This window comes from Pseudomonas sp. RT6P73 (genome assembly GCF_054897715.1).
Genome location: NZ_JBUBUV010000002.1, coordinates 5,714,219 through 5,728,290 on the forward strand (window position 1 = coordinate 5,714,219; position 14,072 = coordinate 5,728,290).

At 60.2% G+C, this 14,072-nt stretch carries 14 protein-coding genes; 5 read left to right on the top strand and 9 right to left on the bottom strand.

Annotated features, from left to right (window positions below; all coding sequences use genetic code 11):
- Positions 1-103: 103 nt before the first annotated feature.
- The 5 genes from ACYZT6_RS26345 to dadA all read right to left on the bottom strand — a co-directional run bounded on the left by ACYZT6_RS26345 (position 104) and on the right by dadA (position 4,178).
- Positions 104-517 (bottom strand): c-type cytochrome, encoded by a 414-nt coding sequence (locus tag ACYZT6_RS26345; RefSeq protein WP_462030020.1) that lies wholly within the window; start codon positions 515-517, stop codon positions 104-106.
- A 181-nt stretch (positions 518-698) separates the two neighbouring features.
- Positions 699-1,247, bottom strand: coding sequence for a cupin domain-containing protein (locus ACYZT6_RS26350; protein ID WP_007947433.1), 549 nt, complete (start codon positions 1,245-1,247; stop codon positions 699-701).
- Between the two features lie 128 nt (positions 1,248-1,375).
- On the bottom strand, positions 1,376-2,452 hold the full coding sequence (alr, locus tag ACYZT6_RS26355) for an alanine racemase (protein WP_462029232.1): 1,077 nt from the start codon (positions 2,450-2,452) through the stop codon (positions 1,376-1,378).
- A 96-nt stretch (positions 2,453-2,548) separates the two neighbouring features.
- Positions 2,549-2,902 (bottom strand): RidA family protein, encoded by a 354-nt coding sequence (locus tag ACYZT6_RS26360; RefSeq protein ID WP_109626698.1) that lies wholly within the window; start codon positions 2,900-2,902, stop codon positions 2,549-2,551.
- Positions 2,874-4,178, bottom strand: coding sequence for a D-amino acid dehydrogenase (gene dadA / locus ACYZT6_RS26365; RefSeq protein WP_462029233.1), 1,305 nt, complete (start codon positions 4,176-4,178; stop codon positions 2,874-2,876). The genes ACYZT6_RS26360 and dadA overlap by 29 nt, the downstream gene beginning before the upstream one ends.
- Before the next feature lie 157 nt (positions 4,179-4,335).
- Here dadA and ACYZT6_RS26370 point away from each other — a divergent pair, with 157 nt between their 5' ends.
- The gene (locus ACYZT6_RS26370; RefSeq protein ID WP_010465173.1) at positions 4,336-4,824 is read left to right on the top strand and encodes an Lrp/AsnC ligand binding domain-containing protein; all 489 of its coding nucleotides are present in this window, start codon (positions 4,336-4,338) and stop codon (positions 4,822-4,824) included.
- A 122-nt stretch (positions 4,825-4,946) separates the two neighbouring features.
- Here the strand turns inward: ACYZT6_RS26370 and ACYZT6_RS26375 are convergent, their stop codons facing one another.
- A complete protein-coding gene (locus ACYZT6_RS26375; protein WP_462029234.1) occupies positions 4,947-5,300 on the bottom strand; it encodes a YkgJ family cysteine cluster protein in 354 nt (117 codons plus the stop codon).
- Positions 5,301-5,447: 147 nt separating this feature from the next.
- On the opposite strand from ACYZT6_RS26375, the gene ACYZT6_RS26380 reads away from it, so the two are divergent.
- Entirely contained in the window at positions 5,448-6,740 is a 1,293-nt protein-coding gene (locus tag ACYZT6_RS26380; RefSeq protein ID WP_462029235.1) for an NAD(P)/FAD-dependent oxidoreductase, read from the top strand.
- Between the two features lie 184 nt (positions 6,741-6,924).
- On the opposite strand, the gene ACYZT6_RS26385 is transcribed toward ACYZT6_RS26380, so the two are convergent.
- Positions 6,925-7,170, bottom strand: coding sequence for a DUF1127 domain-containing protein (locus ACYZT6_RS26385; RefSeq protein ID WP_462029236.1), 246 nt, complete (start codon positions 7,168-7,170; stop codon positions 6,925-6,927).
- Between the two features lie 179 nt (positions 7,171-7,349).
- Here ACYZT6_RS26385 and ACYZT6_RS26390 point away from each other — a divergent pair, with 179 nt between their 5' ends.
- Positions 7,350-8,783, top strand: a complete 1,434-nt coding sequence (locus tag ACYZT6_RS26390) for an aminotransferase-like domain-containing protein (RefSeq protein ID WP_462029237.1) — start codon at positions 7,350-7,352, stop codon at positions 8,781-8,783.
- Between the two features lie 60 nt (positions 8,784-8,843).
- Positions 8,844-10,412, top strand: coding sequence for a phospholipase D family protein (locus ACYZT6_RS26395; RefSeq protein WP_462029238.1), 1,569 nt, complete (start codon positions 8,844-8,846; stop codon positions 10,410-10,412).
- A 164-nt stretch (positions 10,413-10,576) separates the two neighbouring features.
- Here the strand turns inward: ACYZT6_RS26395 and ACYZT6_RS26400 are convergent, their stop codons facing one another.
- Together ACYZT6_RS26400 and ACYZT6_RS26405 are read right to left on the bottom strand one after the other, a co-directional pair.
- A complete protein-coding gene (locus ACYZT6_RS26400) occupies positions 10,577-11,722 on the bottom strand; it encodes an MFS transporter (protein ID WP_462029239.1) in 1,146 nt (381 codons plus the stop codon).
- Positions 11,723-11,883: 161 nt separating this feature from the next.
- Positions 11,884-13,377 (bottom strand): aldehyde dehydrogenase, encoded by a 1,494-nt coding sequence (locus ACYZT6_RS26405; RefSeq protein ID WP_462029240.1) that lies wholly within the window; start codon positions 13,375-13,377, stop codon positions 11,884-11,886.
- Between the two features lie 238 nt (positions 13,378-13,615).
- Here ACYZT6_RS26405 and ACYZT6_RS26410 point away from each other — a divergent pair, with 238 nt between their 5' ends.
- A complete protein-coding gene (locus ACYZT6_RS26410) occupies positions 13,616-13,978 on the top strand; it encodes a cupin domain-containing protein (protein WP_109626712.1) in 363 nt (120 codons plus the stop codon).
- Positions 13,979-14,072: the final 94 nt, after the last annotated feature.

Below are 14,072 nucleotides of genomic sequence, written 5' to 3' on the forward strand. Positions count from 1 at the left end.
TGGACCGAGCTTGCCGGGCCTTTGCTGCAAAGAATAGTCCCCGAACACAAATCGCAGGCACAAAAAAGCCGCTCGTGAGCGGCTTTTCGCTGGAGATGCAGGCTTATTTCAAGCCGGACATCTTCTGGATGGCGCCTTTGAGATCAGCGTCTGTGCAATCGGCGCAGGTGCCTTTAGGCGGCATCGCGTTGACGCCGGAGATCGCCTTCGCCAGCAAGCCGTCAAGGCCGCCTTCTTTCTTGGCGCGGTCGCCCCAAGCTGTCGCATCACCGACTTTCGGCGCGCCCAACAGGCCGGTGCCGTGGCAAGCGTTGCAATGTTTCGCAATCACAGAGTCAGGGGTTTTGGCATCACCGCCGCCCGCCGAAGCAGCAACTTCCATTCCCTTGCACTCTTTGCCCGCCACACAAACCTGGCCGACTGGCTCAAGGCGTTTGGCAATATCGTCGTTCGTCGCAGCTTGAGCGCTGACAGCCCATAGGGCCAATACGGTTGCTGGTGCAGCCAGCATTTTCATAATTAGGTTCACGCGTTCACCCTCAATGGTGGCTAGTCACGCCCACGGCCACGGTTCGCAGGCGGGCGCAAGTATAGCGGTAAGCCCGCCGCACTGAAACAACCCTAAAGTCGAAGGGGTCTTATGCGTGGCGGAAAAACAACTCGGGCACCTCCGCAATGCTGGCGGGACGCCTCTTTTCTTAGAAATTCGCTGGAGTAGCTGCGCTGATTAGTCGCGCCGGCGCATCGAACGGATTACGGAAACGGTGTGGCTTGGTACTTTCAAAGTAGTAGCTGTCGCCGGCTTCGAGCACAAAAGTTTCGAGTCCGACCACCAGTTCCAGTCGGCCTTCCACCAAAATGCCGGTTTCCTCGCCCTCATGGGTGAGCATCTCGTCACCGGTGTCGGCGCCAGGCGGGTAGATTTCATTGAGGAACGCGATAGCCCGGCTCGGGTGCGCCCGACCGACCAGTTTCATGGTCACTGCGCCATCGGAAATATCGATCAGCTCGTTGGCTTTGTAGACGATCTGCGTCGGTTTTTCCTGCAGGATTTCTTCGGAAAAGAACTCGACCATGGACATGGGAATCCCGCCCAGTACCTTCCTCAGCGAACTGATCGAGGGACTGACGCTGTTTTTCTCGATCATGGAAATCGTGCTGTTGGTGACGCCCGCGCGCTTGGCGAGCTCACGCTGGGAAAGACCTTTGAGCTTACGGATGGATTGCAGTCGTTCACCGACGTCCAATGCTGGAGCCTCCAGGGATTCAAGTAGTAGAAATATTGAGCGTTATCATGGCGACAGCGTTCAGTATTTACAACACTTTGGCCTGAATCCTGTTCAGCCAGTTGACTTCCGGTACGGACCGCTGACCGCTAACCCTCGGAATAGAGCTTTGGCACGCGGCGCAGGTTGCAGAAGATCTGGTAGGGAATCGTGTCAGCGGCGGCAGCCACCTCGCTGGCGAGGATGTTTTTGCCCCACAACTCCACGGTTGAACCCAGGCCAGCCTGCGGCACATCGGTCAGATCGATGCAGAGCATGTCCATCGACACCCGGCCAATCAACTGGCTGCGCTGTCCGGCTACCAATACTGGCGTGCCGGTTGGTGCATGACGCGGGTAACCATCGGCATACCCCATGGCCACCACGCCAACGCGCATTGGCTTGGGGGTGATGAATTTGGCGCCGTAACCAATTGGCTCGCCGGCCGGCAGTTCACGTACGCAAATCACTTTCGATTCCAGGGTCATCACCGGTTGCAGACGGGAGGCCACGGCGTTGGCTTCTTCAAACGGTGTGGCTCCGTAGAGCATGATGCCCGGGCGCACCCAGTCACTCGGAATTTGCGGCCAACCCAGCACCGCCGGCGAATTGCGCAGGCTGACCTCGGCGGACAAACCTTGGCGCGCCGCTTCAAACACTGCAACCTGTTCGGCGCTGGCCTGCTCGTGCAACTCATCGGCACGGGCGAAGTGGGTCATCAAGACGATCTTCGCCACCTTGCCGCTGGCCAGCAGTCGTTGATAACCCGCCTGATAATCCTTTGGATGCAAGCCAACCCGGTGCATGCCCGAATCGAGTTTGAGCCAGACCGTGATCGGCTTGCTCAACGCGGCGTTCTCGATGGCTTCGAGCTGCCACAAGGAATGCACCACGCACCAGAAATCATGCTCGACGATCAGCGCCAGCTCATCGGCTTCGAAAAAACCTTCCAGCAACAACACCGGTGCGCGAATGCCCGCGGCGCGCAGCTCCAACGCTTCTTCGATGCAGGCCACGGCAAACCCGTCCGCATCGGCTTCCAGCGCCTGGGCGCAACGCACCGCGCCATGGCCGTAGGCATCGGCCTTGATCACCGCGAGGGCCTTGGCCCCCGCCGTAAGCTCACGGGCGATTTGGTAGTTGTGGCGCAGGGCTTGAAGGTCGATCAGGGCACGGGCTGGACGCATGGCGGCAGGCTTCTAGGCGGTCATGGAAATAAAAACCGGCACTGGCTGACGGCGTAAACCGCCAACAGCACCGGGAGAGGGATCTTTCTGACAGGCTTACGGCAGAGCGGCCACAACCGACAGCTCAACCAGAATTTCCGGTTCGCACAGCTTCGACTCAACTGTCGCACGGGCCGGGGCGACGCCTTTCGGCAGCCACTTGTCCCACACTGCGTTCATGCCTTCGAAATGCGCGTCGATGTCTTTCAGGTAAATCGTCACCGACAGCAAACGGCTCTTGTCGGTGCCTGCCAGATCGAGCAAACGCTCGATGTTGGCCAAGGTTTCACGGGTCTGCTGTTCAATCCCGGCACTCATGTCGTCGCCGACTTGCCCTGCCAGATAAACGGTGCCGCTGTGGACAACGATCTGGCTCATGCGCTCATTGGTGAGCTGGCGCTGGATTGACATGTTTTGCGGACTCCTGAAGTTTGGTGCCGTAACGGGAAATATCGAGGCCTTCGGCGCTGATCTGCGGCGTTTTTTTCGCCATCAGGTCGGCCAGCAAACGGCCGGAACCGCACGCCATGGTCCAGCCGAGCGTGCCGTGGCCGGTGTTCAGGAACAGGTTGCTGAACGGCGTGGCGCCAACGATTGGCGTACCGTCCGGAGTGGTCGGACGCAGACCGGTCCAGAAACTCGCCTGGGCCAGATCGCCGCCCTGAGGATAAAGGTCGTTGACGATCATCTCCAGGGTTTCGCGCCGACGCGGGTTCAGCGACAGGTCAAAACCGGCTATCTCAGCCATGCCGCCGACACGGATACGGTTGTCGAAACGAGTGATCGCGACCTTGTAGGTCTCGTCGAGAATGGTCGACGTCGGGGCCATCGCCGGGTTGGTGATCGGCACGGTCAGGGAGTAACCCTTGAGCGGATACACCGGGGCCTTGATGCCCAGCGGCTTGAGCAGTTGCGGCGAGTAGCTGCCGAGTGCCAGCACGTAGCGGTCAGCGGTTTCCAGCTTGCCGTCGATCCACACGCCGTTGATGCGATCACCGGCATAGTCGAGCTTCTGAATGTCTTGGCCGAAGCGGAATTCCACGCCCAGTTTCACGGCAATTTCGGCCAGTCGAACGGTGAACATCTGGCAGTCGCCGGTCTGATCGTTCGGCAGGCGCAGGGCACCGGCGAGGATGTCGGTGACGCCGGCCAGCGCCGGTTCAACCCGAGCAATGCCAGCGCGGTCGAGCAGTTCGAACGGCACGCCGGACTCCTTCAAAACGGCGATGTCTTTCGCGGCGTTGTCGAGCTGAGCCTGAGTGCGGAACAGTTGTGTAGTACCGAGGCTGCGGCCTTCGTAGGCAATGCCGGTTTCAGCGCGCAATTCGTCGAGGCAGTCACGGCTGTACTCGGACAGACGGACCATGCGCTCTTTGTTCACTGCGTAACGGCTGGCGGTGCAATTGCGCAGCATCTGCGCCATCCACAGGTATTGGTCGATGTCGGCGGTGGCCTTGATCGCCAGCGGCGCGTGGCGCTGCAACAGCCACTTGATGGCCTTGAGCGGCACGCCCGGCGCGGCCCATGGCGAGGCATAACCCGGCGATACCTGCCCGGCGTTGGCGAAACTGGTCTCCATGGCAGCGGCCGGCTGACGGTCTACCACCACCACTTCAAACCCGGCACGCGCCAGATAATAAGCACTGGTGGTACCGATGACGCCGCTACCCAAGACCATAACGCGCATTTTCATATCCCTCATCGCGGCTCGCCGCTGACGTTCGTAGTTGTAGAGCATTGATGTGCGCAGTGTAAAAAAGATTAGGCAGTGCTTTTCACTATATAACTGCCTATATTTGGCGAGAATTCTCGGCAAAAACCCTTTTCACGGAGGCGCATCCCCTATGCGTACCAACACTCAAACCAAACGTGAGCTGGACAAGATCGACCGCAACATCTTGCGGATCCTGCAAGCGGACGGACGCATCTCTTTCACCGAGCTGGGGGAAAAGGTCGGGCTCTCGACCACGCCGTGTACCGAGCGGGTCCGGCGGCTGGAGCGCGAAGGGATCATCATGGGCTACAACGCCCGGCTCAATCCGCAGCACCTCAAGGGTAGTCTCCTGGTCTTTGTCGAGATCAGCCTCGACTACAAATCCGGCGATACTTTCGAAGAGTTCCGACGTGCGGTGCTGAAGCTGCCTCACGTGCTGGAGTGCCATTTGGTGTCAGGGGATTTCGACTACCTGGTGAAGGCGCGGATCTCCGAGATGGCTTCGTACCGCAAATTGCTCGGCGATATCCTGCTCAAGCTGCCGCATGTGCGCGAATCCAAGAGCTATATCGTGATGGAAGAGGTGAAAGAGAGTTTGTGCTTGCCGATTCCGGATTGAGACTTTTTGGTGTCTATTCAGGCCCCATCGCTAGCAGGCTAGCTCCCACAGTTGATCTTCAGCGGACACAGATCCAGTGTGGGAGCTAGCCTGCTAGCGATTACAGGCGACTAGGTCTTCCCTTAGACGAGGACTTGTCGGGTGGAAGCCATGTACTCATGAATCTGCTTCTCCACCCGCGGATGAATCAGCTCCACCGGCCCCCGCCCATTCGGGCACGGCAAGGTCTTGGTGGTGCCAAACAACCGGCAAATCAGCGGCCGCTCGTCATACACCGTGCAGCCATTGGGCCCCAGGTGTACGCAGTTGAGCTCATCCATCGCCGCATCCTGCTCGGCGCGGGTCTTGCGCGGCAGGCGGGACATTTCTTCCGGTGAGGTCGTCACCGGTCCACAGCAGTCATGGCAGCCGGGCACGCAATCGAACGAGGGGATCTGCTGGCGCAGCGTGCGAATTTTCTGACTGTTGCAGCTCATCGAAGCGGTAACCAAAAGCGGGACAGACCGGGAGTCTGACGCAAAAGCCGCGATCCAGACAGCATCAACCGACCAATGTTGCCCGCGCCGGAAGGTCCGGCTTATGCTCCGTCAAATTTTCCAGACACACGAATCAGGGACGCTCACATGAATGCCCGTGCCCAGCACACCGCCTCTTACTACGCCGCCAGCAGCCTGTCGCAGCCCGATCATCCGGTACTGCAATGCGATCTGGTGGCGGACGTGTGCGTGGTCGGCGGCGGGTTTTCCGGGCTGAACACGGCGCTCGAACTGGCCGAACGTGGTTTCAGCGTGGTGTTGCTGGAAGCGCACAAGATCGGCTGGGGCGCCAGCGGACGCAATGGCGGGCAATTGATTCGGGGCGTCGGCCACGGCCTCGATCAGTTCACCAACGTGATCGGTGCGGACGGCGTGCGCCAGATGAAACTCATGGGCCTGGAAGCGGTGGAAATCGTCCGCCAGCGCGTCGAGCGTTTTCAGATCCCTTGCGACCTGACCTGGGGTTACTGCGACCTGGCGAACAAGCCCCGCGACCTCGAAGGCTTTGCCGAAGACGCCGAAGAGCTGCGCGGCCTCGGCTACCGCTACGAAACCCGGCTGCTGCAAGCCAATGAAATGCATACGGTGGTGGGATCCGACCGCTATGTCGGTGGCCTGATCGACATGGGTTCGGGCCATCTTCACCCGCTTAACCTGGCGCTGGGCGAAGCCGCCGCCGCGCAGCAGTTGGGCGCGAAGCTGTTCGAACAATCGGCGGTGACCCGCATCGATTACGGCCCGGAAGTAACGGTCCATACCGCACAAGGCACTGTTCGCGCCAAGACGCTGGTGCTGGGCTGCAACGCTTACCTCAACGAACTGAATCCGGAACTCAGCGGCAAAGTGCTGCCCGCCGGCAGCTACATCATTGCCACCGAGCCATTGAGCGAAGAACTGGCGCACTCACTCCTGCCGCAGAACATGGCGGTCTGCGATCAACGGGTGGCCCTGGATTACTACCGACTCTCGGCAGATCGGCGTTTGCTGTTCGGTGGCGCCTGCCACTATTCGGGCCGCGACCCGAAGGACATCGGCGCGTACATGCGACCGAAGATGCTGGAAGTATTCCCGCAACTGGGTGGGGTGAAGATCGACTATCAATGGGGTGGGATGATCGGCATCGGCGCCAATCGCCTGCCGCAGATCGGGCGACTCAAGGATCAGCCGAATGTGTATTACGCACAAGCGTATTCCGGGCATGGGTTGAACGCCACGCATTTGGCGGGCAAGTTGTTGGCCGAGGCGATCAGCGGGCAGCAGGGGGGTGGGTTTGATTTGTTTGCCCGGGTGCCGCATATCACCTTCCCGGGCGGCAAGCATTTGCGCTCGCCATTATTGGCGTTAGGGATGTTGTGGCATCGGCTTAAAGAATTGGTCTGAACCTGATTCAGCGACATGTGCCGCCCGTGTAGCAGCTGACGAGCCCCGCGAGGCAGCGTTCGGCGGCGAAGCCGTCGCAAAACCTGCAACCGCGTTCTTTCGGGCAAACTGCGGCGTCTGATTTACGACTGCTACGCAGTCGGACGCAGCCTTCGGCAGCTGCTACAAGTGGTCGCGTTTCAACTCACAAACGCCAGAACGGCTTCAAGCCCTCCTCCCGCGCCTGCTCCCGACTCAATCCGACATCCCTAAGCTGCTCCGGCGTAAGCTCCAGCAACGCCTTGCGCGTGTGCAGACGATGCCAGAACAAGCCCCAGCGACTCAGGCCGGACGGTGCGTTGCGCATGACCGCCTCGCGTGCGCCGTTGATTTGCCCTGCCGCCAGTTCCTGACTGTGTATCGTCAGCCGCACATCGCTCAAGCCGTTCATTTTGATTGCTCCTGTTTACTTGGGTAGCCAGAGCTTTCATGATGCGCGGACGGCGAAAAGCATTACAGATTCAACGAGACTGTATTAACTCCATACAGATTCTCCGTTTTAGCGTCTGAATCCGATATTTTCGCCCAATCTGTACTGGTTAAACGAATCACCCACTCCGAGACTGCGCCATGACCCTTTACGTCAACCTAGCCGAATTGCTCGGCACGCGTATCGAACAGGGCTTCTATCGCCCCGGTGACCGGCTGCCCTCGGTGCGGGCATTGAGTGTCGAGCATGGGGTCAGCCTGAGCACGGTGCAGCAGGCCTATCGCGTGCTGGAAGACAGCGGGTTGGCGACTCCCAAACCCAAGTCCGGCTACTTCGTACCGGTGGGTCGCGAACTGCCGGAGCTGCCAGCAATCGGCCGCCCGGCCCAGCGCCCGGTGGATATTTCGCAGTGGGATCAGGTGCTGGAATTGATCCGCGCCGTCCCGCGCAAGGATGTCGTGCAACTGGGTCGCGGCATGCCGGACATCACCTCGCCGACCATGAAACCGCTGCTGCGCAACCTGGCGCGAATCAGCCGTCGGCAGGACATGCCCGGCCTGTATTACGACAACATCTACGGCACCCTCGAACTGCGCGAACAGATCGCCCGCCTGTTGCTTGATTCCGGTTGCCAATTGACGGCCCACGACCTGGTGGTAACCACCGGGTGCCACGAAGCGCTGTCCACCAGCATTCGCGCCATCTGCGAGCCGGGGGATATCGTGGCGGTGGACTCGCCAAGCTTTCACGGTGCCATGCAGACCCTCAAGGGCCTGGGCATGAAAGCCCTGGAAATCCCCACCGACCCAATCACCGGGATCAGCCTCGATGCGCTAGAACTGGCGCTGGAGCAGTGGCCGATCAAGGCCATACAGTTGACGCCCAACTGCAACAACCCGCTGGGCTACATCATGCCGGAATCGCGCAAACGCGCGTTGTTGCTGCTCGCACAGCGTTTCGACGTGGCGATTATCGAAGACGATGTGTATGGCGAACTTTCCTACAGCTACCCGCGCCCACGCACGATCAAATCCTTCGACGAAGACGGCCGCGTCCTGCTGTGCAGTTCCTTTTCCAAAACCCTGGCGCCCGGTCTGCGCATCGGCTGGGTCGCGCCCGGCCGCTATCTGGAACGGGTGCTGCACATGAAATACATCAGCACCGGCTCCACAGCACCACAACCGCAGATTGCGATTGCCGAATTTCTCAAGGCCGGACATTTCGAACCGCATTTGCGGCGGATGCGCACGCAATACCAGCGCAGCCGCGACTTGATGATCGACTGGGTCACGCGCTACTTCCCCGCTGGCACCCGCGCCAGTCGCCCCCAAGGCAGCTTCATGCTGTGGGTCGAGCTGCCGGAAGGCTTCGACACCCTGAAACTGAATCGCGCCCTGCACGATCAAGGCGTACAGATTGCCGTCGGCAGCATCTTTTCCGCCTCGGGCAAGTACCGCAACTGTCTGCGGATGAACTACGCTGCCAAGCCAACACCGCTGATCGAAGAGGCCGTGCGCAAGGTCGGCGCCGCAGCGATCAAACTGCTGGCGGAATCGGATTACATCACTGACTGACCTTTCTCAGGAAACCAGCGTCCATATGCCGACATTTGCCGCCAATCGGAACGATCCCACGTGAGAGTCAGACAGCCCCTGCTCGCTCTTCTGTTACTCGCCTCGTTCCTGGGCGGTTGCGCCAGCTTCGATGTTCAGCGCGAACCGAGCCAGGCACTGCCCGCCAGCGATTCGGAATTCGGCCGTTCAATTCAGGCTCAGGCCGCGCCCCATGAGGGCAAGTCCGGCTTTCGTCTGCTGTCCAATAGCAGCGAAGCCTTCATGGCCCGTGCCGAGTTGATCCGCAACGCCCAAAGCAGCCTCGATTTGCAGTACTACATCGTGCATGACGGCATCAGCACGCGGATGCTGGTGGACGAGTTGCTCAAGGCGGCGGATCGCGGCGTGCGCGTGAGAATCCTGCTCGATGACACCACCAGCGATGGCCTGGACTGGATCATCGCCACCCTCGCCGCGCACCCGCAGATTCAGATCCGGCTGTTCAACCCGCTGCACCTGGGCCGCAGCACCGGCGTGACGCGCACCATGGGCCGGTTGTTCAACCTGTCGCTGCAACACCGGCGCATGCACAACAAGTTGTGGCTGGCGGACAACAGCGCGGCGATCGTCGGCGGCCGCAACCTGGGAGACGAATACTTCGATGTCGAGCCCAACCTGAATTTCACCGACATCGACATGCTCGGTGTCGGGCCGGTGGCCGAGCAACTTGGCCACAGCTTCGACCAGTACTGGAACAGCGCACTGAGCAAGCCGATCGACGAATTCCTGTCGAGCAGACCGACGCAAAAAGACCTGCAAAATACCCGCACGCGCCTGGAAGAATCCCTGGAAGAGACCCGCAAGCAGAATCACGCGCTGTATCAGCAACTGATGACTTACACCACACAGCCACGCATGGACATCTGGCGCCGGGAATTGATCTGGGCCTGGAACCAGGCATTGTGGGATGCACCGAGCAAAGTCTTGTCAGACGGCGAGCCTGATCCTCATTTGTTGCTGACCACGCAACTGGCGCCCGAACTCAGGGGGGTCAGCAAAGAGCTGATCATGATCTCGGCTTACTTCGTACCGGGGGAGCCTGGGCTGGTGTACCTCACCGGCCGGGCCGACGCCGGGGTGTCGGTGCACTTGTTGACCAACTCGCTGGAAGCCACGGACGTGCCGGCCGTGCACGGCGGTTATGCACCTTATCGCCGGGCGCTGCTGGAACACGGCGTGAAGTTGTACGAGTTGCGCCGCCAGCCTGGTGAAGGTGGCGGCAGCGGGCCGCATATTTTCTACAGCAAGTCTTACCGTGGCTCCGATTCCAGCCTGCACAGCAAGGCGATGATCTTCGACCAGCAGAAATCCTTCATCGGCTCGTTCAACTTCGACCCGCGCTCGGTGCTGTGGAACACCGAAGTCGGTGTATTGGTGGACAGCCCTGAGCTCGCCGTCTATGTGCGCAAAGCGGCCATGGAGGGTATGGCGCCGCCCTTGAGTTATCAGGTGAAGCTGGAAAACGAGCGGATCGTCTGGGAGACGGAAGACGACGGCAAGATGCACGTGCTCACCAAGGAACCCGGGAGCCTGTGGCGTCGCTTCAATTCCTGGTTCAGCACCGCCGTGGGACTGGAACGGATGTTGTAGTCAGGAGTCGCGATCAATTGTGGCGAGGGAGCTTGCTCCCGCTGGGCTGCGAAGCAGCCCCGGATCATCCACCTCTGTTCAAACAGGCGGAACGCGGGCTCCGATTTGCGACTGCTGCGCAGTCGAGCGGGAGCAAGCTCCCTCGCCACAGATTTGTGCAAAGCTCAGGCAGGCTCGGCAACCGTGCCAAACGCGCCTTGGCGTCTCAGCAAAATCACCAATCCAAACGCTCCCGCCGCCATCAGCAACGGCAACGCATGCCCGCTGATCCACTGGCTGCCGGCACCGGCGGCCAACGGTCCGATCAGACAACCAATGCCCCACAGCTGCGCAATATGCGCATTGGCTCGCACCAGTGCATCGTCGCGATACCGTTCGCCGATCAGGATCAGCGACAAGGTGAACAATCCCCCGGCGCTGGCACCAAACAGCACCCACAACGGCCAGATCAGCAGCGTGTCGATCAGCATCGGGATCGCCAGGCTCGAGAGCATCAGCACCACAGCGCAACCGGTGAACAGCGTGCGTCGCGACAGGTAGTCCGCCAGCGCACCAATCGGCAATTGCAGTAAGGCATCGCCGACCACCACGGTGCTGACCATTGCCAGTGCGATTTCCGTGGTGAAGCCCTGACGCAGGCAATAAACCGGCAACAAGGTCAGGATCATTGCTTCGAACGCGGCGAACAGCGCCACTCCCCAGGCAATCGCCGGCAACCCCCGGCAGAAGCCCCACAAGTCTATGAAGGTGACGCTGCAGGCTTCGCTGGTCGGTGCGCCGCTGCGACCCAGCAGCAGGAACGGCGCCGCCGTGAGCAAACCGACGCCGACCCAGAATCCGTAATCGTGTTCGGTGCCCAGAACGCCCAGCAACAACGGTCCGGCGAGCTGACTCAGCGCATAGCTGCTGCCATACAGCGCCACCAATCGCCCGCGCCATTGTTCGACCACCAGTTGGTTGATCCAGCTTTCACCGAGGATGAAAACCAGGGTCAGGATCACCCCGATCATCAGCCGCAACAGCAGCCAGATAGGGTAACTCGGCAACAGCGCCAGCAAACCGATGGACACCGCCCCGGCCCACAGGCACAGACGCATCAGATTGGCCGTGCCAAGCTGCGAGGCCAGATGGCTGGAGATCTTCGCCCCCAGCAATACGCCAATCGCTGGCATGGCGGCCATTACACCGATTGCGAATGAACCGTAACCCCAGCCTTCCAGGCGAAACGACACCAGCGGCATGCTGACACCCAGGGCCAGGCCGACACTCAAGACAGACGCCAACACGGCGAAATAAGTCGCCCAACGCATTTCCCACGCTCCTGTGGATAATTTTTGGCAACACACAAAACAATGTGGGAGCGAGCCTGCTCGCGATGACGGAACAACATTCAACATTGATGTCGACTGTCACACCGCTATCGCGAGCAGGCTCGCTCCCACAAGGGATCTACGTCGTTAGAAAAACCGACTTACAACTTGATCCAGGTCGCCTTCAGCTCGGTGTACTTGTCGAACGCGTGCAGCGACTTGTCGCGGCCGTTACCCGACTGCTTGAAGCCACCGAACGGAGCAGTCATATCGCCGCCATCGTACTGGTTGACCCACACGCTGCCGGCGCGCAGTGCTTTGGCGGTCAGGTGTGCCTTGGAGATGTCCTTGGTCCACACCGCAGCGGCCAAGCCGTAAGGGGTGTCGTTGGCAATCGCAATGGCTTCTTCGGCGGTGTCGAAAGCGATCACCGACAACACTGGGCCAAAGATTTCTTCCTGGGCGATTTTCATCGCGTTGGTCACGCCGTCGAAAATCGTTGGCTCAACGTAGGTGCCACCGGATTCCTGCAAGGTACGCTTGCCGCCAGCCACCAGTTTGGCGCCATCGGTATGGCCGGATTCGATGTAGGACAGCACAGTGTTCATTTGCTGAGTATCCACCAGCGCGCCAACGTTGGTCGCCGGGTCCAGCGGATTGCCCGGTTTCCAGGTCTTCAGCGCTTCGATCACCAGCGGCAGGAAAGTGTCCTTGATCGAACGCTCGACCAGCAAACGCGAACCGGCGGTGCAGACTTCGCCCTGGTTGAAGGCGATGGCACCGGCCGCAGCTTCAGCTGCGGCTTGCAGGTCCGGGGCATCGGCGAACACGATGTTCGGGCTCTTGCCGCCGGCTTCAAGCCAGACGCGCTTCATGTTCGATTCGCCGGAGTAGATCAGCAATTGCTTGGCGATCTTGGTCGAACCGGTGAACACCAGCGTGTCGACGTCGTTGTGCAGGGCCAAGGCCTTGCCGACGGTGTGACCGTAGCCCGGCAGCACGTTGAGCACGCCTTTCGGAATACCGGCTTCGACGGCCAGCGCAGCGATGCGGATGGCGGTCAGTGGGGATTTTTCCGACGGCTTGAGGATCACCGAGTTACCGGTGGACAGCGCCGGGCCGAGTTTCCAGCAGGCCATCATTAACGGGAAGTTCCACGGCACGATCGCGCCGACGACACCGACCGGCTCGCGGGTCACCAGACCCAGTTGGTCATGAGGGGTCGCGGCGACTTCGTCGTAAATCTTGTCGATGGCCTCACCGCTCCAGCTCAACGCTTGCGCCGCGCCGGGAACGTCGATGTACAGGGAATCGCTGATCGGCTTGCCCATGTCCAGGGTTTCAAGCAGGGCCAGCTCTTCGGCGTGCTGCTTTAGCAGGCCGGCAAAACGAATCATGGTGGCTTTGCGTTTGGTCGGTGCCAGGCGCGACCAGACACCGGAATTGAACGTGGCACGAGCGTTTTCAACGGCACGTTGGGCGTCGGCGGCGTCACAGCTGGCAATCTTGCCCAGCAGACGGCCATCGACCGGGCTGATGCACTCGAAGGTCTCGCTGGAGACGGCATCGGTGTATTCGCCATTGATGTAGGCACGGCCTTCGATCTTCAGATCGCGAGCCCGTTGTTCCCAATCGTCACGAGTCAGGGTGGTCATTCGAGTGTCCTCCTCTTATTGAATACGAGCGCCCCGCGTTCTTCGCGGGCGTTCTCAGGAATTCTGCCCCGCGAGCCTGATTTTTCGGCCCAAGGCAACCGCCACCCTAAACCAGCGGCAGGTGAAGTTTCAATATATTTGACATAAGGCCGGCAAACGGCCTTGCGATGTTCATTTTAATAAACATAGACTTTGGGTCTTTTCAGCCATCGCGCCGCAATCACGGGGAATTACAACAATGAATATCCAGGATGTCGTCGACTTCAGTCTCGCCACTACCGAGCCCGAGCGCTACAAACCGGACCAGGCGAAAATCCTGAAGGGCGATCCCGAACAAGTGGTCTACAACCACTACAACAGCCCTTGCGGCCAGTTGAATGCGGGGGTTTGGGAAGGCGCAGTCGGCCAGTGGCATGTGAACTTCACCGAGCATGAGTACTGCGAAATCATTCAGGGCGTTTCAGTGCTGCGCGACAACGAAGGCAACGGCAAGACCCTGCGCGCGGGGGATCGCTTCGTGATCCCGGCCGGGTTCCGCGGCACCTGGGAAGTGCTGGAAACGTGCCGCAAGATTTATGTGGCGTTTGAACAGAAGGCCTGAGGATTTGTGCTGTCAGGACTGGCCTCTTCGCGGGCAAGCCTCGCTCCTACAGTGGATTGCGTCCGTCCTGTAGGAGCGAGGCTTGCCCGCGAAG